Raw genomic sequence first — 19,628 nt, 5'->3', positions numbered from 1 at the left:
GATGAAAAGGCACCGGCTGCTATTTCACCTCCATCGCGTCACCGGATTGCTCGCGGGGATTCTCATCGCCATTCTCGGTTTGACCGGCAGCAGCATCGTCTTCTGGAAAGAGCTGGATCACGCCCTGTACGCCCCACTTTTTCACGTGGTGCCCCAGGGGCAAAAAGTGCCGCTCGACCGCGTCGTTGCGACGGTCAAACAAGCCCATCCCAAGAGCGATTTGGAATCTGTTCAATTGCCGCAACAACCCCACGACCCCTACATGATGAACTTGAAGCGCGGCGAAGAGTATTACGAAGTTCATGCCAATCCCTACACTGGAGAGCTGCTTGGAGCCAGGCGATGGGACCAGACTCCCATCGGATATCTTTACCAGATGCACAACACGCTTCTACTGGGGGAGACCGGCGAACTGGTAGTCGGACTCTGCGGCCTGTGGTTGCTGCTGCTCGGGGGAAGTGGACTGCTGCTGTGGCCGGGTTGGAAAAAGCCCGCCACCGGTTTTAGGGTGCGCTGGCGATCTCCCTCCCCGCTTTTGCAATATGATCTCCACAAAATCACAGGGATTTTTTCGGCAGCATTACTGATGATTTCTGGCTTGACAGGTGCGCTTATCATCCTGCTTCACCTGGTTCCGAGCCTATTTTTCGCGATGATCGGCTACGCGCCCCAGCCCGCGGAAGCTACTTCGCGAGCGGGCTCCAACCGGCCGCCGATGCCCCTCGAAGCGCTGTTGGACCGGGCCGATGCAGCTTTGCCGGAAGGCCGGGCGCTCTCCATTGCACTGCTCGAAGGCGGAAGCGTACAGGTGAGAAAGCATATTCCCCCAGCCCCCTTTCCGGAGGAGGGACTGAGCACGGTGGATCTCGACGGTTACACAGGCCGGGTTCTAGCGGTCCAAAAAGTTGCAGAACCGACCCCCGGTATCCAGGTTTTGGCGCTCATTACCACACTCCATTTCGGCTCGTTTGGCGGGCTGCCGACGCGCATCCTGTATGTGTTGCTCGGCCTGACACCGAGTCTGCTTCTGGCCACGGGCTTGCTGCGTCGGCTCCACAAACTGCGCCTTGAGCGCGTAAAAAGCCGGAGTGCTCCCCATTGAGCATCGCGTGACGGCCGGTATCGGTTGCGATTACACCCAGGCACACCGGTCCTCGTCCTATGCCGGGGGCTCAATTCCTAGTTTCCGCAGTTTCTCTGCAAGCCTCTCGGCTTTTAATCGCTCCTGCTCCGCTCTTTGCTCGGCCTGCTCGGCGCGTTGTTCGGCCTGGTCCGCTCTTTGCTCGGCCTGCTCGGCGCGTTGCTCGGCCTGCTCGGCGCGCTGGCGCTCCTGCTCGGCGCGGGCGGCGATTTCTACATAGCTCTCGAACGGCGCGCCGTCCGGCCGCCACATCTGCAACTGGCCTTCGGCATCCACACCGAAGCGCACCCCCAACCCGGGGCTCACCCAACCCGCCATCGGCTCGACCGCCTCCAGCACCCCGCCCCGGCGCACGTAGCCATCCAGTGCACCCGCTTCGGGATCGTATATGTAGTACTCTTCGACATCGAAGCGCTGGTAAAAGGCGAACTTGCGCGTCATCTCCCGGACAGTGTTGCCGGGGGAGAGCACCTCGAAGACTACCTGCGGGGGCACGCCCGCTTCGAGCCACTGCCGGTAGCTGCCGCGCCTGCCCTTGGGACGGCCGAAAACCACCAGAGTGTCGGGAGCCTGCCGGGTCTTGTTGTCTCCTTCAAGCGGGTACCAGAGCAAATCTCCAGCTACGAAGACATCGGGATCCTCCACAAACAGCCACTCCAGTCCCTCTTTGATATAGACGATCCAGCGAAACTGCTCGGTGTTGTCGGACATGGGCAGGCCATCGCAGTCCGGGTAGACGACCGGTTCTGTGGAAACAACCATGGCGTACACCTGTGAACCTGTGCTCACCATCTTAGCGGTGGCCGCGGCGGAGCGGATTTTCCGCCAGGGTCCCGCTTTGCTGCCACTTCTGTTTCAAAGAATGGCGGTCCAGTTGCAGTGCATGTGCAAACTGCGGACGGGCGAGGGGGAGCGGGTGGTTTGTAGCTATTGACATTAGATATCAACAAACCTATGCTGACACCGAACGCTGCGCGCTCTCCGACCCGGTGCCATGGTTCCAAAAATCGACTTTTCGGTGCGGTTTTGCCCGCGGGGGGCATTTGCCCGGCCGCTTGCGATGGCAACTGGAGGCCGGACTTGTTGAGAGCATTCTTGACTGGCTTGCCTCCCACGGCCCGCGCTATTCGACCCACAGGGGTGAACTGTGAACGACCCGCGTCCTTTTGTCCTTGGCGGTTGTCTGGGCCTGGTGCTCGCCCCGGTCGCCTGCGCCGAAGAGGCCCAAGAAGCGAGGCGCCTGCAGCAGCTGGATTGGCCGGCGACCCACGCCGCCCCCCTCGCCCAGGTGGAACCCCAGGCCCAGGTCCAGACCGTTCCCCAACCGGACGACGGCGAGGAACTCGACGAGGTGACGGTGTTCGGCAGCGGCGGGTACCGGCGCAAGAACGCCACCTCCGGCACCAAGACAGATACGCCTTTGCTGCTCACCCCCCAGTCGATCCAGGTGATCCCCCGCCTCCACCCGTTAGAAAAGCAATGTTGTTGTTTGTTCTGCTTGCGCTGCCGGTCCTGGAGCAACCGGCTTGGCTTGTCTAGGCTTACGCCTTCAGTTATTGACATTATTTAGCGATAGGCTTAGTCTGTTGTCATCGTCTTGAAAAAGCTGTGTGTGGGCAAGGGAAGTGGTTACTGCTGCTCCTTGCCCGCATTTCTTATGAACATTGCAGGCCGGCAGCGGGGAATGCGCTCGTTGAAGCCAGTCCGGTCTGTCCCAATGCTCAAGACTTGTTGAGAATTGTTGCAATTACCTGGCCTAACAGTCGAGCCATAGACGGAGAAGCAGCGATGCCAACGACAAAAGTGCAACTCGGAGCAGTCCAGGAGACCTTGCTCATTCCCCTTTGGGCGCGGGCGGCAGAGAACAACCAGCCCGACCCGATCCTCCGCGATCCCAAATCCGCCGAGATTCTCGGACAAATCGACTACGACTTCAGCAAGTTGGCCAAGGCCGAAGGCACCCAGATGGGCTGCTGCATGCGGGGGTGGCTCTTTGATCGGTGGGTGAGCGCCTTTCTGGCCGGCCACCCGGATGGGATCGTCGTCGAAATCGGCTGCGGGCTCAACACGCGCTTCGAGCGGGTCGACAACGGCCGGGTGCTCTGGTTTGACCTCGACTTACCAGACGCGATGGCGCTGCGAGGGCGCTTTTTTGAACCCACCGACCGCCGCCGGTTCATCGCCGCCTCCGCCCTGGATCCCGCTTGGGTAGAAATTGTCAATAGCGCGGGGCCAAGGCCCGTGCTCTTCGTGGCCGAGGCGGTGCTGATTTATCTGAGCGAGGCGCAGGTGCGCCAATTTTTGGCCCTGGTGGCCGAACACTTTGCCGGGGCTTTGCTCGCCTTCGACTCGATGGCCCCCTCGGCAGTTAAAAACCAGCACCGCCACGAGGTGATGCGCTATTACAACGCCCGCTTTCAGTGGGGTATCCGCGACATCCGCGCGATCGAGTCATGGGACAGCCGTTACCGGGTGCTCGAAAGCTGCACGTTTTGGGACGTTCCCAAGCGGTACCACCGGCGCGTGCCCCTGCTGATGCGGTTGCTGTACTCGCTGCCGCCTTTGAATAACGCCTACCGCCTCAGTCTGGTCCGCTTGGGCAGGGAGTAGATTCAACGAAGACCTGGAGCCCATAGAGCAGGCCCAGTGAATGCGGCCCCGTGCCTGGCACTGACAATCATTGTCATACCGATTAACCGTTGAAAAATCGATCGATGCTCCAGGGCAACCGATGGAACCGCCGGCACTTTGCCAATCATTCCAGTGAGTGCGCCTTGCTAAGGCAGACTATTGCCATAATATTTTAAGAGAGTGCATTTACTGAATTGAGGGGCGGCAAATCTAGAGAACCCTTTGTTAAAATGAATACGTCAGTTTTCCCGAGATAAATTCATGGTTACTCTTCGCAATCAGTTGCGCCACGCCTTCGGCCAGGTCCAGGACAACCCGGTCGGCCTCGATCGCAGCGTTACCGAGCCTGTCACTGAGGGCCTCAACCACTTGCTCGCCAGTTTCTACACCCTTTATCACCAGTATCAGAAACACCACTGGGTAGTCGAAGGCACGGAGTTCGGCCAGTTGCACCGGATTTTCGACGAATACGCCGATCAGGTGCGTGGCCACGCCGAGGAGTTGGGCGAGCGCGTCGACGGATTGGGCGGGGTGCCGGTGAGCACGCCGGTTCGCCTGCAGGAGCTGTCCTGTTTCCAGCCGGAAGGCGACGATGTGTTTGACTGTCGCACGATGATTGTTCACGACCTGCAAGCTGAGCAGGCGATCATCGAGCAGTTGCGTCGTCAGATCGCAGCGGTTGCCAGCCTCGGGGACTACGCGAGCGAGTATCATCTCAAAAAAGTGCTGCTGGAGACGGAGGAGCGGGCCTTTCACCTGGCACACTACCTGGCCGACGACAGCCTGGTGCTGGACCTGAAGCTGTCGACCGCGCACGCCGGGTAAATCATCCCTCGTCGCATGTTCTCAACTTCGATCGCTTGCCTTCTCCTGGGCATTGCCCGCTTCTTCGCATCTGAGATGCCTGGTGACTGCCATTCAAGATCCAGCATGCAAGCGTAATAATTGACAATTAATTTCAACAAAGCTAAGCTTTTCCCGCGTCTATAAAAGGCCATGAGTAGGCGATGGGCCAAATCCCTTTGCCCATCGCTTTTCTTAAGATGTGGACAAGCGGAGGTCTTTGGCCGTGGAGAGCGTCGACAATAGTGCCTTGAGCAAGACTCTTGCCGCATTGAGCAGTTTGAGCTTGCTCGGATTGGCGGCACTGGGTTTGGCCAGTGCCATGAATCTCCCTCGCCAGCCGGCAGCGCTCGCATCCGGCATCGGCCGGCCCGGGTTGTCCGCGCTCCGCTTCCACTACCCAGGTGACGCTCCGCCCTCTCTACCATTGGCGATGTCCCGACCTGCCGCCATGGCATTGGATGCGCCGACGGCGGCGGCCGTTCGTGCGTACTTGCACACTGGCAATCCCGGTACGGCAGATGGCCCAGGGCTCCCAGAGCAAGTACCCGGGCCGCTTGCGAACGATCGGGCCTACCATCGTTATTGACAAAGATATGCAAGTAATTTACTCTGCGATCGCGAGCTTAGGTCCGCCGCCTGCGGGCGATCGGCAGAACGGGTGGATGCCTGCAGGGCGGTTCTGCGCCGGTCATTTCTATATCGATTCAGTCTGGAGGAGAACCATGGGGAGTCTAATGGACCGTCTGAGCCAGTCCGGTCGCACGTGCATCTGGCCGTGGGTGGTGTTGGGGGTGGGCTTGATGTCCGGTCCGGCTCTGGCCGGGCCGACCGACGCCAGTTGCTATGCCCAGCGCAATCTGGTGTCCAACAGCTCGGCCTTCGCGCCGCAGATTGTCGATCCGCTGGTGCGCAACGCCTGGGGTCTGTCGCTGCGGCCGGCCGGGCTCGGGGGCCATTTCTGGGTGGCCAACACCGAAACCGGCACTGCCACGACCTATGTCGGCGACACGGACAGCACACCGCTCTACCAGGACGATCTGAAATTCGTGACCGTAGCGCCGCCGCCGCTCGCCGCCGAGGGCACGACCGCCACGCCCACCGGCCAGGTCTTCAGCGGCTCGGATACGGACTTTGTCGTCTCCGGCGAGGGGATCACCGCACCCAGCCGCTTCCTGTGGGTGACCGAGGACGGCACCCTCTCCGGTTGGGCGGAGCGAACCAACCCGGACGGCTCGGTCGAGCGGATGACCCGCTCGGTGCTGGTGGTGGACAAATCACAGCAAGGGGCCATCTACAAGGGATTGGCGGTGACTCCCTACCCGAGGGGCAACCGCCTGTACGCCGCCAACTTTGCCCAGGGGCGCATCGAAGTCTACGACGGCGCCTTCCGGCCCGTTCCGCTGATTCGGACCACCACCCAGGGTTGGATCGAGCCCTTCGCCCACCCGGAGGCGGTCCCAGCCGAGTACGCGCCGTTCAACGTCCAGTTTTTGGGCGAGCGGGTGTATGTGACCTACGCCAAGACTACCGAAGATCCGAACACCGAGGAGCAAGGCCCCGGCCTGGGGTACGTGGCGGTCTTTACCCCCCGCGGTCAGTATCTGCGCACGCTGGAGCACAGCGAGCGCCTCAACGCCCCCTGGGGGCTGGCCATCGCCCCGGAGGACTTCGGCAGCCTCAGCGGCGCGTTGCTGGTGGGCAACTTCGGCGACGGTACGATCGTCGCCTTCGACCGCCAAAGCGGCCAACAGGTGGGTTACTTGAGCGGGCCGGACCGTCAGTCGATCAAAGTTGACGGTCTGTGGGGATTGACCTTCGGCAACGGCGAATCACTGGGTCGAGCGAACTACCTTTACTTTGCCGCCGGACCTAACGACGAGCAGGACGGTCTATTTGGCAGCCTCAACGCGGTGTCTTGCACCGCAGGCGGCGCCTGACCGCCTCAGCAATCGTTCAACCCCGCCGTGGACAGGAAAATGATCCTGTCCACTTTTCTTGTGACCAGTCGCAGGGCTTCGCGTTCCTCACCATGCAAATCTTTTTGCAGGCAGCCTGCCGCAGGGCGTCGCGCTGCAACGATCCTGGCAAAGGAAACGTTCCTTTTCAAGAACCTGCTGAATGCCCAGTACAGTAAAATCACTAATGAAATCATCTTTTGATAAGCTGTTTCTCTAATCCAAGGACATGTCGCCGTGACTATTTCCATGTCCGAGCAAGCCTCCGCCGATTTGGACGAAGAGCTTCTTGCACAGTCACAATGCCCAGACCCGCAAGACGAACTGGATCTGTCGCTCCACTATCCGCCGTGGTTGGCCAACGGTTTTTACCGGAATATTGAACTGCGCGAGGGGTTGGAATTAACCCTCCTCGATTGTCGACTGTGCGATCGCTGGGAATTCGCTTATGCGGAACAGGAGAGCTGGCTGTCTTGTCATTTCCACCTATCGGGGGAGCACCAGGACGCCTGCACCGAGGTGGGCAATCTGGAATACGCCCTTTACGGCAGCGGTCTGGCCCCCAAGGGAACAACCATTTGCCCGGATCGATACCACATTTTAGAAGTATATATCTCGATGCAGTCGGAAGTGTTAATGTCATTCGTCGGTAGGAATGGTGAACTGCCGCCGGAGTTCAAGCACTTGATTTGCAAGCCGGACCAGCAGTACTACACCCGCGTGGGAACGATCTCGCCTGCCATGCAGCGGGTGCTTTGGCAAATCGTCCGCTGTCCGTACTTGGGCCTCGCCAAGCGCATGTACCTGGAAGGCAAGGCGCTGGAGGTGGCTGCGCTGGTCTTGGAGCAGGAGTGCGAGGTGCAGCGGGGACGGCGAGCGCTGCACAATCTGGAGCCTGATTATGTCGATCGCATCTGTCGCGCCCGCGAAATTGTACTCCAGAATTTGGATCGGCCGCTTTCATTGGTCGAACTGGCACGGCAGGTGGAGTTGAACGATTTTTTGCTCAAGGGCGGGTTCCGGCGGGTATTCGGTAAGACGGTGTTCGGTTATTTGCGCGACTATCGGCTGGAGCAGGCGCGCCAGTTGCTGCTGTCGGGCAAGACGAGCGTGGCCGAGGTGATGCGGGCGGTAGGCTTCGCTGATCGTGGGTATTTTGCTGAGGCGTTTCGCAAGCGGTTTGGGGTCAATCCCAAAGACTACACGAAAGAACCGATGTAATCGTCCGTTTGTAAAGATTGCAAGCGGCCACCCGGGACGGGTGGGTTGTCGTTGCATCCGTCGGCAACCCGATCGGTGCTGGGAAGAGTGGCGGGATTGCCGGTGACAAACGGCTTTCAAAGCACTTGCTTTGCCCTCAAAAAAATCCGCCCAGCCCTCAAAAAAATCCGTTCAACCATCGCTTTGTGCTTCACAAAGGCGTCGGCATTCCGGTACTTTGCTAAGAACGACTCTCAATAAAGGTGCAACGGAATGGACAGACGCTTGCAATATTCGGGATTAGCGGCGGGTGTGCCATGGGTTGCAGCGGCTGCGGTTCGGTGCGCGCAGGGGTCAGCAATTGCAATAGACCTCTTGCACGAATGCCAAGATAAACAGCTCAAACCCTTGGACACTCGTTCCGCAATCCGGTTCATGCAAGAGGTCTAATGAAGCAAGCGCGAGATTTGCCGCACTGGGATCTGTCAATTATTTTGTGTAAGTGAATTTGTCATACCTTTAGCCGTCCCTCGAATTCAATCATCAACCGGTTCAGCGCAGGACGCCAGGCTCGAATCGGCATCGTCCACTTCTTCATCTGGTTCTGGATCGCCAGATACACCATCTTCATTACCGACTCGTCATTCGGCATGATCCGGTGATTGCGACTTACCTTCCGAATCGTCATGTTCAATGACTCGATTGCATTCGTTGTGTAGATTACCTTCCGAATGTCCTCGCCAAAGCGAAAGATGGGTATCACCCTTGACCAGTTCTCTCGCCACATCCGACCGACACTCGGATACGGCTTATCCCACTTCTCCCTCAGAAGTTCCAGATGCAACTCCGCTTCATCTTCCGTCGCTGCACTGTAGATAGACCGCAGGTCCGCACACAACGCTTTGCGGTCTTTCCACGACACATATTTGCACGAGTTCCTGACCATATGCACCATGCACAATTGCACCAGACAGCCGGGATAAACTGACTCGATGGCCTCCGGCAATCCCGTCAAACCATCCACACAGGCAATCAGGATGTCCTTCAATCCTCGGTTGCTCAACTCAGTCAGTATCCCTAACCAGAACTTCGCCCCTTCGTGAGCTGACAGCCAGATACCCAGCAGTTCCTTCTGACCTTCTATATCAACGCCCAGAGCCAGGTAGACGGCTTTGTTGACCACTCGACCATTATCTCGAACCTTTACGTGTAGACAGTCGAAGTACGCTATTGGGTAGACCGCTTCGAGAGGCCGGTTCTGCCACTGCCGCACCTCGTCCATCACTGCATCGGTGACGTTCGAGATCAGCGTTGAGGAGACATCGACTCCGTACATTTCTAGTAATTGGGCCTGGATATCTCGGGTCGTCATTCCTCTTGCGTACAGCGCCAGAATCTTCTCGTCGAGCCCGGCGAGCCGAGTCTGGCCCTTGCGTACAACCACAGGCTCGAACTCGGCATTGCGGTCGCGCGGTACAGCCAGTTCGACGGCACCACATTCGGCCTGGAGGGTCTTCTGACTTTTGCCGTTTCTAGAGTTACCGGTGCCCTTGCCGGCGGCTTCGTGTTTTTTGTAGCCGAGGTGGGTTTCCAGCTCGGCTTCGAGAGCCCGTTCAATGACCGCCTTGGTCAGTTGTTTGAGCAGACCGCCCTCGCCAAGAATGGTCTGCGGGTCGGTGCCGTCGTAGTCTTTGAGCAGCTCGTCGAGGATCTCTTTGCGAATGGTCATCAGCTCCTCCTGCCTGAGAGAGTATTGTACTTTCTTTGCTGAGACCACTTACACAATTTACTTTACAGACCCCCGCACTGCGCCAAGACGGTGAAGATCTGTATGCTCAACCGCAAGACCTGCCTTTTGGTGGCGAGCAGTTTTTTGCTGCTGGGCGCCCGTCCCATCCCTGCCCAGCAAGTGGCAGCCATGTCCCCGGAGGCCACGGTGCACCGCCTGGGCGAGTTGCCCTCCGTCTCGACCAGTGCCGCCCATCTGGCCCAACAACCCGCCACTCCACCCCAAACCCAGGCCCAGGCTGCCCCCCAACCGGACACCGAAGACCTCGACGAGGTGACGGTGTTCGGCACCGGCACTTACCGCCGTTCCAACTCCTCGACTGCGACAAAGACCGACACCCCGATTCTCGACACGCCTCAATCGATTCAGGTGATTCCCAGACAACTGTATCGATGACCAGGGAACCGTGCGCGTGCGCGACGCCCTACGCAACGTCAGCGGCGTTTACCTGTCGGACACCGGCGGCAATTTCGGCGAACAGTTCAATATCCGCGGCTTTCGCTCCAACAATTACACCAACGCCTTTTTGTCGAGCATCGTCGATTCGTTCGTCTTCGTGGACAGCGCCAACATCGAGCGCATCGACGTGCTCAAGGGGCCGTCCTCGGTGCTCTTTGGCCGGGCCGAACCCTCCGGCATCATCAACTACGTCACAAAAAGGCCACTGCCCACCCCCTACGCCGCGGTCGGCTTCACGGCGGGCAGCTACGACTTCTACCGCACCACGGTGGACCTGTCCGGTCCGCTCACCTCGGATGGAAACCTAGCTTACCGGCTGAATGTCGCCTACGAGGACGCCAACAGTTTTCGTGGCACCCAGGGCCGGCGGGTGTTTTTCGCGCCGGTGCTGGAGTGGAAGGTGGGTCCGGAGACGAAGCTGACCTTTGAGGTGGAGCACACCCGCGACAACCGCCCCTTCGATCAGGGCCTTTTCGCGGTGGGAAACGGCGTGGCACCGGTGCCTTACAACCGACTCTTCGCAGATCCCAAGGGCTTGATTTCCGGGAACGTGACGCGGGTGACTGCGCTGCTGGAGCACCGGTTTGCGGAGAATCTGACGATGCGCAGCGGGGGCCGGTACACGAGCTATCTCGAATCCTACCCATCGCTCTTTTCTGCTGGGGAACTGCTGCCGGACAACCGCTCTTTGCTACTGGCAAACCAGCGGGGGTATGGTTATACCGAAAGCGTCACATTTCAGAACGACCTGATTTGGAAACCAAGGACAGGCTCTATTGACCACACGGTCCTTTTCGGCCTCGAACTGGGCAAATTTGCCCAAAGCTTTGACGCCTTCTTCGGCTTCGCGAATGTCATCGACATCTACCAGCCCCCGCCCTACGTATTCGAGTCCCCCCCGGGTTCTTCGGTTTTCGTGGGCATCATCACCACCAGCAGTTTCGGGGTTTACCTCCAAGACCAGATTTCTTTTTCAGACAACCTTAAGCTGGTGCTCGGCGGTCGTTACGACACCGTCTCCGCGCCGTTTACGGATCTCCAGACGGGCGATGTCAGTCCCTCGGAAGGACAGGCTTTCTCGCCGCGCGTCGGTCTGCTGTACAAACCCGCATCCAACGTCTCGCTCTTTGCCAACTTCAACCAGTCCTTCGCACCTAGCAGCGGCTTGAGCACCACGGGGACGCCTTTTTTGCCCACCCGCGGCACCGGCTTCGAACTCGGCGCCAAGGCCGACCTGCTCGCCAACCGCCTGTTCGCCAACCTTGCCCTGTTCAAGATTGCCAAAACCAACGTCGTCACTGCCGACCCCGCCAACCCTCGCTTTTCGATTCAGGTGGGCGAGCAAGAAAGCCAAGGCGTCGAGTTGGACGTCTCGGGCGAGCTTCTGCCGGGTTGGAACGTGGTTGCTTCTTACGCTTACACCGACGCCCGGATCAGCCGCGACAACACTTTCCCTGTGGGCAACCGCCTGCCCACCACCCCGCTGCACGGCGGCAGCTTCTGGACTGCCTATCGAATTGGGGAGGGAGCACTGGAAGGCTGGGGGGCAGGAGCGGGGGTGTTCATGGTCGGTGAGCGCCTTGGCGATCTGGACAACAGCTACTCGGTACCCGGCTACACGCGCGTCGATGCAGCGCTCTATTACCGTCGTGGTTCGCTCAACGCGGCGATCAACTTCAAGAACCTGCTGAATGCGCAATACATCGAGGCGGCCAACTTCCGCACCGCCATCTACCCGGGGGCACCCTTCACGGTGCAGGGCACCCTCGAAGTGCGCTTTTGACGGCGCGCGACTCGCTCAACCCGGCACCCGGCCGTCGAGCCAGTTGTGCAGCTCGGCGGCGGAGCCGAAGTCCAGCAATGCCTCGGCCAGGGCATCGAGCCCCTCGTCCGAGAGCCCGCCGATGCGTTCGTTCACCCCCGGCTCCAGGGGACCGACCTGCCGGGCGAGCAGCCGTAGCACCAGAGATAATGCTTTCCTCCATTCGGCCTGCTCGGCGCGTTGCTCGGCCTGCTCGGCGCGTTGGCGCTCCTGCTCGGCGCGGGCGGCGATTTCTCCATAGCTCTCGAACGGCGTGCCGTCCGGCCGCCACATCTGCAACTGGCCCCCGGCATCCACATCGAAGCGCACCCCCAACCTGGGGCTCACCCACCCTGACATCGACTCGATGCCCTCCAGCACTCCGCCCCGGCGCACGTAGCCGTCGAGGGCACCCGCCTCGGGATCGTATAGGTAATACTCCTCGACACCAAAGCGCTGGTAGAAGGCGAACTTGCGCGTCATCTCCCGGACGCTGTTGCCGGGGGAGAGCACCTCGAAGACCACCTGCGGGGCGATGCCCGCTTCGAGCCACTGCCGGTAGCTGCCGCGCCTGCCCTTGGGACGGCCGAAGGCGACCAGCGCGTCGGGAGCCTGCCGGGTCTTGTTGTCCCCTTCTAGCGGGTACCACAGCAAATCCCCAGCTACGAACACGTCGGGAGCGTCCGCGAACAGCCACTCCAGGCCTTCTTTGATGTAGACGATCCAGCGGAACTGCTCGGTGTTGTCGGACATGGGCAGGCCATCGCAATCGGGGTAGACGAGCGGTTCTGTGGAGAGGATCATGGCGTACACCTGTGAACCTGTGCTCACCATCTTAGCGGCGGCTGCGGCGGACCGGATTTTCCGCCACGGCCCCGCTTTGCTGCGACTTGCGAAGAAGAGTCTGTAAAAGATGTGGTCGGTGCGCACGTGTCGCCCCCTCGCCGGTCATTCTCGCGCTCAGTTTGCCGGTGCAGCAGGCGGGTTGCCGCCGTTCCCTTCGCCGCCGAGCCGCCGGATAAGAAAGTCGTTCAGCGCTTCCTGGCGGCGATTGGAGGCGCGCAGTTCCTCCACAGCCTGATCGAACCTGACAATGGCGTCGGTGACCACACCGACGAAGCGCTCGGTGATCCCGGCAAGCCGATCGAGGTTCCGGCTGTTGGCCGCGGTGGCCTCCTGCAACTCACCGATGCGCTGGCTGTTGGCCAAAGTGGCGGCCCGCAGCTCGGCAATCAGCTCGCCGTGCTGGTCGAGACGGCGCTCGATGCGATCTTCCATTCGGTACTCTCCCGCAAAGTTCCGGATGCATGCAAGCTACTGCAGACCTCGGAAGATCGTCCAGCACCGGCGTCGCCGGAGGCGGCCGATGGATCGTGCGCGTCCGGCGGCGCCCGTCAGGGCCGGATTTTGACGGAGAACTCGGTACCGCCTTTGAGGTTGAGTGTCGTCGAGCGATAACCGTTGACGGGGTCGCGCAGGAACTCCACGTAGGGCCTCAGGGCCGCTTTGAAGGTGCCGACGTTGTCGGCGACGACGATGCCGCCTTTGCGAATCAAAGGATCGAGCAGCTTCAGGACGTCGAGGGCCAGATGCACCCAACCGTCCATCAACACCATGTCGATGGCTGGATTCAGATTTTGCAGCGTGACGAGGGCGTCTCCCTCGCGGATTTCCACACTGGAGCCCAGACCCGCCTGCGCGATATGTTTGCGCGCCTGGACCACTTTCTCAGGCACGATCTCGGTGCCGATCACCCGGCCGCCGCCGTTGTCCTGGACGGCGGCGGCCAGGTAAATGGTCGATATCCCGAACGATGTGCCGAATTCGACGATCGTCCGGGCGTGGGTGGAGCGGGCCAGCAGGTACAGCCACTCCCCTTGATCCCGGTCGATGGGAATGTATTTATCCCTGTAAAAATCCGTGTTGGCCCTGTCCCAGGCGATGCCGCCTCCCAGGAGCAACCCGGGCAATTTGGGCAAGTAGTGCAGCCATAGAGCGGCGAGTTGACGGTCGGCCTCGGCGTGGAGCCGGTCGAGCACCGCTTCGGCTTTCGGATTACCCAGAACGCCCACGGGCACCTCATAACTTGAATTTGAATTGGGCGCCGAAGGTCGCGGGGCTGCCGACCGTACCGAGAATCGAGCCGGAGGGGCCGTCCGCCGCCAAGGTCACATAGCGCGTGTCAAACAGGTTGTTGCCATACAGATAGATCCCATAATCGCCGAACTCGTAGCCCAAGCGGGCATTCACCAGCGCGTAGGGATCTTGGCGGAAGCGGTTGCCCTCGTCGAAGTACGTGCTGCCCCGGCCCACCAGTTCCGCCCGGGCAAACACACCGCCCCACCCGCGGTATTGCACAGCCACGTTGTAGGTCAATGCCGGCGCGAAAGGCAGCCGTTTGCCGTTGAAGCTCTGCCCCGTCGCGCGGTCGGTGTAATCGGCAAACCAGGCATCGGCTAGCCCGAACCCGGCGACAAGATCGAGCCCCTGGCTCAATTTCGCCCGCACTTCCAATTCCCCGCCGGTAATCGCCACATCCGCGTTCGTCACGCCGCGGGGGATGCCGAAAGCATCGAGCGGATTCACCTGATAGTTGCTCACCGGGTTGTGGAACAAGGCGAGGTTCACCCCCAGTCGGTCGTCGAACCAGGCGGATTTGAGGCCGATTTCGTAGTTCCAGGAAAATTCCGCCTCAAAAGCCGTGTTGTCCGCAGTTTCGGGGCGGATGTTGACGCCCGGGGGTTTATATCCCCGGGCGATGCTGCCGTAGATCATCGCATTGGCCGCGAAGCGGTATTCCGCCGTGAACCTCGGCAGGAGGGCATCGCCGTTTTTTTCGACGTTGCTGAAGGCGGTGAGGGCCGTGGCGGGGAAGCCGGGGATCGCGAAGACCTGCTCGGCAGCGCGCAGAAGGCTCCGATTGGTCTCGTAGCGCAAGCCCGCCGTCAGCGTCCACGCGGCGCCGGGCTTGTAGCTCGCCTGGCCGAAGACGGCGTAGGTCTGGGCCCCGGTATCGGCAGAACGCAGCAATGAAGCGCCCGCAATTCCCGCCTCACCGAATACCAGCGGCGCCTGCGAATTGAAATTGAAGCCGTCCTTGGCGGTCTGGAACTCCCGCGATTCGTAGTAGGCGCCGAACAACCACTGGAAATCCTTTGCACTTTCGGGGGACTGCAACCGAATTTCCTGGCTCCAGACGGTGGAAGAAAAAACGTTGGTAAAAGTCGCCCCGTCGAGGATGGAGAAGTCCGCGTCGGTGGCGGACTCCTGGCGGGAGAAGCGGCGGGCGGTGATCGAGCTTACGCGCAAATTTTCGTCGCGATAGAAGACCCGTAGCGCCTGGGTGTTGGCGTTGAGCTGGTTGAAGCCGTCGAAATTTTGCTCAAGGCGAAACGGGTCGGGATTGATGCGGATGAGACCCGCGTAGCCGCGGTCGCGGTAGTCATCGACATTGGCATGGAAACTCACCTCCCAATTGGGACTGGGCGTCCACAGCAGTTGCCCCCGGCCGGTCCCGCCCGCCACGCCGCCGAGGTTGGTGCCCAAAAACGTGTTGGTGAAAAAGCCGTCGCGCCGTCCGTAGTTGCCGGAAAGGCGCAAAAAGAGCTGGTCTGCCACCGCAGGGACGTTCACGCTCGCGCGCAAGTCGAGGTTGTTGTTGCTGCCGTATCCTGCAAGACCCGTGAATGCGTAGCGATTGGCGGGTTTGCGGGTGACGATGTTGACGACACCTGCCTGGGAACTGCGGCCGTAGAGCGTGTTTTGGGGACCGCGCAGCACCTCCACCCGCTCCAGGTCGGTCAATTCCTGCGTGATGAAGCTCCCGTAGTCGTAGGGAACATCGTCGATGTAGAACGCCGCGCCGTCCTGGGAGGCGAAGTTGAAATTGGAAAGCCCGCGGATGCTGTAGAAGAAGAAACTGCGCGTGCCGCCGGGATCGAAGATGGTGAAGTTGGGGGTGTTCTGGGCGATACCCCTTAAAGAGGTGATGTCGGCATCCTCGATCAGCTGCCTGGGGAGGACCGTAAGGCTGATGGGCACATCCTGAGGTTTTTGGGGGGTTTTTTGGGCGGTGACGACGACTTCTTCCTCCAGACCGCCAAGCAGGCTCAGCAGGAGCCCCCGTTCCGTCTGCCGCAGTTCGGAAAGCGGCAGCGGCCCCTCCGTCTCGACGATGATCCGAACACCGACAGCGCCGAACGGGGCGACGGTGACGGCCGTGACCCCCGGCGCGGGATCGGCCCGGCGCTCGATTCGACCGTCCGGCAGCCGTAACTGGGCGTTGGGGACATCGACGCTCAGGCGGTTGCCCTCCCCGGCTTTTTGGCCCCGAAGCGGTCGCTTGCCGTTGGTTTCCAGCAAAATCTCGATGCCCCCGTCGGTGGGAGTGAGCTGCACCCCGGTAATTTGTACCGCCGCGTCCGCCGCTGCCGGCGGAAAGTCGATCGCGCTCTGTGCCAGCAAAGCGTCGGCGCGGGTCAGCGGATGGGCAAGCTCGTCCAGGCGCGCAACCGGCGTCGGCTCCGCACCCGCCGCTCGGGCCAGCCAAAGCAACGCGGCCCCCGCCCACCCGACGGCGTACCGGTTCACCAAGCACAGACGCTGCACGTGAGGCCCTCCGTGGTCGCCGACTGCTCAAGTAGAAATCCTTCGCAGTGAGCCTGTAGAGGACGATAGGGGCCTGCGGGCGGGCGGCGCTTGTTCGAAACGGATTATTTTTTGCTCTAGACGGAACGGGGGTAGGGCGGTTTTTCGCCGCACCGGTTCACGGCAACTTGCGGTACGCTCCCGGGTTGACCCCGAAGCGGCGTTTGAAGGCGGCGTTGAACGCGCTGAGGCTGGCGTAGCCGACCGACAGGGCGACCTCCGTCACGTTCAGCCGCCCTAAGACGAGCAACTCCCGCGCCCTCTCCATCCGTTGCTGGTGCAAGCAGCCGAAGACCGTCGTCGCGAACACCTGGCGAAATCCGCGCTTCAGCGTGCAATCGTTCAAGCCGACCTGCCGGGCGAGGTCCATCAGCGACGGCGGCTCGTCGAGCCGGAGCAGCAAGATCTCTTTGGCCAGGCGAATCCGTTCGATGTGCTCCGGGCGCAACTTTGGCGACGGCCCGCAGGGCGCAGGCGGTTCGAAGGCAAGTGCTACCAGTTCGATCGCTTTGCTTTCGAGGTACAGCCGCCGGGTCAATCCCCGGTAGGGGCAGTGCAAAATCTGGTGGATTGCGCTTTGCATGGCGATCGTCGTCTGTCGGGATTGGGCGAAGTAGCCCTCGCGATCGGGAAGTTCGATAAGCCGCCTCAACGGCGCCGGCAGTTGCTCGAATTGCGCGCCGCTCAACTGAAAAATTGCCTCCGGCTCGATAAAAAGCTCAACAAAAGCCAACGGTTGCCGGGGTTGATAGGTCAGCACGCCCGGCAAACCCCGAACAAACCCCAGGTTGACCTGACCGGGGCAACCATCAAAAGGAGTGCGCACCCCTGCGAGGCGGCCCTGGGCATGGCCCGCTGTGCAAAAGCTCAAAGCCAGCGACGGCGTCCCGTGTGCCGATAGTTCGCAGCTTACCGCTTCCGGATACGCGTAGTTGTCGAGGGTCAACAACAGTCCGGGGCGCAGAGCTATCCGGCGGATCGTGCCTTCGCCGATGGGGGGCGGCAGTTGCAGAACCGTTTCGCCATCCTCAAGGCGCACAGCCGCCCCGGTTTGCCGCTGGAGTTGCTCGAACAGCTCGTCAATGTCGCGGACGCTGAAGTGCAGTTTCACGCCGGACCCATGGCGCGCTGGGCGTGGGTGTCGGCGGCAACCGCGAACAGGGCCGTCCTGTGGACCAGTTCGCGGCTGACGCACAGGCGGCGGTCCGCCCCGACGGTGACCAGCCCGGCTCGCTTGAGTTCTGTGAAACATTTGGTGACGGCGACCCGCTGGCAACCGATGGCGACTGCGAGCTGCTCGTGGGTCAGCCGCCCCTGCAGACGCACCCCCTCGACGCTCTCCTGCCCGCACTGGCGCACCAGCAGCACCAGCATCTCCTGGAGGCGGTCGATCACCCGCCGCAGGCCCTTGATGGCGTTGAGCGCCTCCAACTGCAACAACAGCCGCACCAAACCCTGGTTCAGTTGCCAGGCCAGTTGGGGCTGTTGGTGCACCTCCCGCCAGGCCACGCGCGTCAGTTGCACATCCGTCAGGGCGTGGACCGCGCAGGCAGCTTTTTCAGGCACAAGCATCGCGCCGATCGGCATGCGCGGTCCGACCAGCGCCACGAGGGTCTCGTTGCCGGACCATTGCACCGTCCGCACCCAGACAAGCCCCTGCTGCACCAGCCAGAGCGAATCCCAGGCAAGCGGGATGCTCTGACCGGCTTTGTAACAGTCGCCGGCGGCCTGCCCGGCGGCCCAGCCCACTTCGTGTAAATCTCCGGTATCGAACACCGCACCGGGGGATTCGACATCTTGAAGCGGGATTGCGTGTTTGCTCATAAGCCTGGAACCTACGATTTTATAGACTGAACCCAAGTGACTAGCAGCGTAGATCTGTTGAAAATCTATGTCAATAATTTGCCGAATTCCGCTCGCTTGGCTCCCGCGCCAAAGGTGGTGACGGCCGGTCAAAAAGCTTGCCGCTGCAGCAACAGGCGCTCAGATTTGTCCCCTTGACAGAACAGGGGGCATGAATCTTAATGAAAGTCAATTCAATAGCACACCGGCTGCACTGGTCTCAGCGGCTGTGGCTCCTTGGGGATGGGCGGTGAAGATTACGATTTCGGCGGGCAACTTTGCGCAATTTGTCACTGCTTTTCAGGAGTTGACCGGTTGCACCGGCCGGTGCAATGGTGCCGAGTTGACGCTCCACTGGCCGCAGCAGGCAGGCGAAGGATACTACCGCTGGCTTCGGTTGCGCGGCGGCATCGAGCTATTTATCTGCGACTACCAATTGCACCAGTCGGTCACTGTGGACTTGGAGATCTTGGAGTTTCCCTCGCTGTCGGTGGGTTTTATCGTCTCGGGTCATTTTCGCGGTACCCTGCCCGGTGCCGCCGAGAAGCTCGAAGGACGCCCGGGGCAGAGCGGTCTGTTTTTGTTGCCCGCTCACCGGGAAATTTCCGAATTGCCGGCGGCCGAGCGGCTGCGCTTCGTGGGGATGTCCTTCGAGCCGAGTTTGATCGAGTCGGTCTTCGAAGGGCAATCACTGCCGGTGGCCCCGGCGCTGAGGCCCTGGATGGCGGGGCGGGAGGCGCCGCCGTTTTTTCGTCTGGGAGCGATCACCCCTGCAATGGCCACTGCCCTCGATCAGGTTTTGCACTGTCCGTTTGAGGGGGCGACCCGGCAGCTGTTTCTCGAAGGCAAGGCACTGGAATTGGTCGCATTGCAACTGGAGCAGACCCTGACGGACGGGCCGTCGCCGGCCGCGCGCCATCGGTTGCACGGCGACGACATCGACCGTATCCACCAGGCGCGCGACATCTTGATTGCCAATCTCGAACATCCGCCTACGTTGATCGCCCTCGCCCACCAGGTCGGCCTCAACGACTACAAGCTGAAGCTCGGTTTCCGGCAGGTCTTCGGCACGACGGCGTTCGGCTATCTGCACGCCCACCGCCTGGAGCAGGCCCGAGTGATGCTGGCGGCCCGGCAGATCAACGTCTCGACCGCCGCCCGCGCCGTGGGCTACACCAACCTCAGCGCCTTCAGCCTCGCTTTCAAGCGCCGCTTCGGGGTGCTGCCGAGCACCTGGCAGTCGCGCCGCAGTTGAAGGCTTCCGAAAGCAAAGCGATCCGTCCGGCGGTAATCATAATCCGTTTGACGGTAGAAGCG

The 19,628-nt window shown here is 61.0% G+C and carries 19 protein-coding genes; 9 read left to right on the top strand and 10 right to left on the bottom strand.

What is annotated here, in order from left to right; translation table 11 throughout:
* Nucleotide 1 precedes the first annotated feature (1 nt).
* Entirely contained in the window at nucleotides 2–1,102 is a 1,101-nt protein-coding gene (locus GLL_RS01800; RefSeq protein ID WP_011140346.1) for a PepSY-associated TM helix domain-containing protein, read from the top strand.
* Nucleotides 1,103–1,159: 57 nt separating this feature from the next.
* Here GLL_RS01800 and GLL_RS01795 read toward each other — a convergent pair whose 3' ends face one another.
* Nucleotides 1,160–1,903, bottom strand: coding sequence for a Uma2 family endonuclease (locus tag GLL_RS01795; protein WP_164928498.1), 744 nt, complete (start codon nucleotides 1,901–1,903; stop codon nucleotides 1,160–1,162).
* A gap of 385 nt (nucleotides 1,904–2,288) precedes the next feature.
* Between GLL_RS01795 and GLL_RS01790 the strand changes: the two genes are divergently transcribed.
* The 3 genes from GLL_RS01790 (at nucleotide 2,289) to dpsA (ending at nucleotide 4,597) form a co-directional block, all read left to right on the top strand.
* Nucleotides 2,289–2,711, top strand: coding sequence for a ferrichrome-iron receptor (locus GLL_RS01790; RefSeq protein ID WP_011140343.1), 423 nt, complete (start codon nucleotides 2,289–2,291; stop codon nucleotides 2,709–2,711).
* 218 nt (nucleotides 2,712–2,929) lie between these two features.
* A complete protein-coding gene (locus GLL_RS01785) occupies nucleotides 2,930–3,751 on the top strand; it encodes a class I SAM-dependent methyltransferase (protein ID WP_011140342.1) in 822 nt (273 codons plus the stop codon).
* Nucleotides 3,752–4,033: 282 nt separating this feature from the next.
* Complete coding sequence (gene dpsA / locus GLL_RS01780) at nucleotides 4,034–4,597, top strand: DNA starvation/stationary phase protection protein DpsA (protein ID WP_011140341.1); 564 nt, start codon at nucleotides 4,034–4,036, stop codon at nucleotides 4,595–4,597.
* 213 nt (nucleotides 4,598–4,810) lie between these two features.
* Here dpsA and GLL_RS23375 read toward each other — a convergent pair whose 3' ends face one another.
* Nucleotides 4,811–4,939 carry a hypothetical protein gene (locus tag GLL_RS23375; protein ID WP_269446169.1) on the bottom strand — a complete coding sequence of 43 codons (129 nt, stop codon included), beginning with the start codon at nucleotides 4,937–4,939 and terminating at the stop codon, nucleotides 4,811–4,813.
* Between the two features lie 401 nt (nucleotides 4,940–5,340).
* On the opposite strand from GLL_RS23375, the gene GLL_RS01775 reads away from it, so the two are divergent.
* Nucleotides 5,341–6,555 carry a TIGR03118 family protein gene (locus GLL_RS01775; RefSeq protein WP_164928497.1) on the top strand — a complete coding sequence of 405 codons (1,215 nt, stop codon included), beginning with the start codon at nucleotides 5,341–5,343 and terminating at the stop codon, nucleotides 6,553–6,555.
* A 5-nt stretch (nucleotides 6,556–6,560) separates the two neighbouring features.
* Here the strand turns inward: GLL_RS01775 and GLL_RS01770 are convergent, their stop codons facing one another.
* Nucleotides 6,561–6,824, bottom strand: a complete 264-nt coding sequence (locus GLL_RS01770; RefSeq protein ID WP_164928496.1) for a hypothetical protein — start codon at nucleotides 6,822–6,824, stop codon at nucleotides 6,561–6,563.
* On the opposite strand from GLL_RS01770, the gene GLL_RS01765 reads away from it, so the two are divergent.
* Nucleotides 6,823–7,794 (top strand): helix-turn-helix transcriptional regulator, encoded by a 972-nt coding sequence (locus GLL_RS01765; protein WP_231848336.1) that lies wholly within the window; start codon nucleotides 6,823–6,825, stop codon nucleotides 7,792–7,794. The two genes, GLL_RS01770 and GLL_RS01765, sit on opposite strands and share 2 nt — an antisense overlap.
* Nucleotides 7,795–8,284: 490 nt before the next feature.
* Here GLL_RS01765 and GLL_RS01760 read toward each other — a convergent pair whose 3' ends face one another.
* Nucleotides 8,285–9,502, bottom strand: a complete 1,218-nt coding sequence (locus tag GLL_RS01760; RefSeq protein WP_011140337.1) for an IS256 family transposase — start codon at nucleotides 9,500–9,502, stop codon at nucleotides 8,285–8,287.
* Between the two features lie 90 nt (nucleotides 9,503–9,592).
* Here GLL_RS01760 and GLL_RS23090 point away from each other — a divergent pair, with 90 nt between their 5' ends.
* Entirely contained in the window at nucleotides 9,593–9,958 is a 366-nt protein-coding gene (locus GLL_RS23090) for a ferrichrome-iron receptor (protein WP_011140336.1), read from the top strand.
* A 16-nt stretch (nucleotides 9,959–9,974) separates the two neighbouring features.
* Complete coding sequence (locus GLL_RS01755) at nucleotides 9,975–11,804, top strand: TonB-dependent siderophore receptor (RefSeq protein WP_231848334.1); 1,830 nt, start codon at nucleotides 9,975–9,977, stop codon at nucleotides 11,802–11,804.
* Nucleotides 11,805–11,819: 15 nt separating this feature from the next.
* Here GLL_RS01755 and GLL_RS01750 read toward each other — a convergent pair whose 3' ends face one another.
* The 6 genes from GLL_RS01750 to GLL_RS01725 all read right to left on the bottom strand — a co-directional run bounded on the left by GLL_RS01750 (nucleotide 11,820) and on the right by GLL_RS01725 (nucleotide 18,293).
* Complete coding sequence (locus tag GLL_RS01750; RefSeq protein WP_164928495.1) at nucleotides 11,820–12,626, bottom strand: DUF4351 domain-containing protein; 807 nt, start codon at nucleotides 12,624–12,626, stop codon at nucleotides 11,820–11,822.
* Nucleotides 12,627–12,782: 156 nt separating this feature from the next.
* Nucleotides 12,783–13,100, bottom strand: coding sequence for a hypothetical protein (locus GLL_RS01745; RefSeq protein WP_011140333.1), 318 nt, complete (start codon nucleotides 13,098–13,100; stop codon nucleotides 12,783–12,785).
* Between the two features lie 116 nt (nucleotides 13,101–13,216).
* Nucleotides 13,217–13,894: an O-methyltransferase gene (locus GLL_RS01740; RefSeq protein WP_197530097.1), complete on the bottom strand. Its 678-nt coding sequence runs from the start codon at nucleotides 13,892–13,894 to the stop codon at nucleotides 13,217–13,219.
* Between the two features lie 7 nt (nucleotides 13,895–13,901).
* A complete protein-coding gene (locus GLL_RS01735; protein WP_011140331.1) occupies nucleotides 13,902–16,430 on the bottom strand; it encodes a TonB-dependent receptor domain-containing protein in 2,529 nt (842 codons plus the stop codon).
* A 157-nt stretch (nucleotides 16,431–16,587) separates the two neighbouring features.
* Nucleotides 16,588–17,580, bottom strand: coding sequence for a helix-turn-helix transcriptional regulator (locus GLL_RS01730; RefSeq protein ID WP_011140330.1), 993 nt, complete (start codon nucleotides 17,578–17,580; stop codon nucleotides 16,588–16,590).
* The gene (locus GLL_RS01725) at nucleotides 17,577–18,293 is read right to left on the bottom strand and encodes a Crp/Fnr family transcriptional regulator (protein WP_011140329.1); all 717 of its coding nucleotides are present in this window, start codon (nucleotides 18,291–18,293) and stop codon (nucleotides 17,577–17,579) included. The genes GLL_RS01730 and GLL_RS01725 overlap by 4 nt, the downstream gene beginning before the upstream one ends.
* Before the next feature lie 268 nt (nucleotides 18,294–18,561).
* Here GLL_RS01725 and GLL_RS01720 point away from each other — a divergent pair, with 268 nt between their 5' ends.
* Nucleotides 18,562–19,566, top strand: a complete 1,005-nt coding sequence (locus tag GLL_RS01720) for a helix-turn-helix transcriptional regulator (RefSeq protein WP_164928494.1) — start codon at nucleotides 18,562–18,564, stop codon at nucleotides 19,564–19,566.
* The last annotated feature ends 62 nt before the right edge of the window (nucleotides 19,567–19,628 follow it).

The organism is Gloeobacter violaceus PCC 7421, from assembly GCF_000011385.1.
GTDB lineage: Bacteria > Cyanobacteriota > Cyanobacteriia > Gloeobacterales > Gloeobacteraceae > Gloeobacter > Gloeobacter violaceus.
Note: the sequence above shows the minus strand (reverse complement) of the source record. Positions and strands in the feature narration are given on the sequence as shown.

What these genes read in the sequence shown, in the direction of transcription:
- GLL_RS01800 (WP_011140346.1), top strand. Translation starts at nt 2, where the DNA reads ATGAAAAGGCACCGGCTGCTATTTCACCTCCATCGCGTCACCGGATTG.
- GLL_RS01795 (WP_164928498.1), bottom strand. Translation starts at nt 1,903, where the DNA reads ATGGTTGTTTCCACAGAACCGGTCGTCTACCCGGACTGCGATGGCCTG.
- GLL_RS01785 (WP_011140342.1), top strand. Translation starts at nt 2,930, where the DNA reads ATGCCAACGACAAAAGTGCAACTCGGAGCAGTCCAGGAGACCTTGCTC.
- dpsA (WP_011140341.1), top strand. Translation starts at nt 4,034, where the DNA reads ATGGTTACTCTTCGCAATCAGTTGCGCCACGCCTTCGGCCAGGTCCAG.
- GLL_RS23375 (WP_269446169.1), bottom strand. Translation starts at nt 4,939, where the DNA reads ATGGCACTGGCCAAACCCAGTGCCGCCAATCCGAGCAAGCTCAAACTG.
- GLL_RS01775 (WP_164928497.1), top strand. Translation starts at nt 5,341, where the DNA reads ATGGGGAGTCTAATGGACCGTCTGAGCCAGTCCGGTCGCACGTGCATC.
- GLL_RS01765 (WP_231848336.1), top strand. Translation starts at nt 6,823, where the DNA reads ATGTCCGAGCAAGCCTCCGCCGATTTGGACGAAGAGCTTCTTGCACAG.
- GLL_RS01770 (WP_164928496.1), bottom strand. Translation starts at nt 6,824, where the DNA reads ATGGAAATAGTCACGGCGACATGTCCTTGGATTAGAGAAACAGCTTAT.
- GLL_RS01760 (WP_011140337.1), bottom strand. Translation starts at nt 9,502, where the DNA reads ATGACCATTCGCAAAGAGATCCTCGACGAGCTGCTCAAAGACTACGAC.
- GLL_RS01750 (WP_164928495.1), bottom strand. Translation starts at nt 12,626, where the DNA reads ATGATCCTCTCCACAGAACCGCTCGTCTACCCCGATTGCGATGGCCTG.
- GLL_RS01745 (WP_011140333.1), bottom strand. Translation starts at nt 13,100, where the DNA reads ATGGAAGATCGCATCGAGCGCCGTCTCGACCAGCACGGCGAGCTGATT.
- GLL_RS01725 (WP_011140329.1), bottom strand. Translation starts at nt 18,293, where the DNA reads ATGAGCAAACACGCAATCCCGCTTCAAGATGTCGAATCCCCCGGTGCG.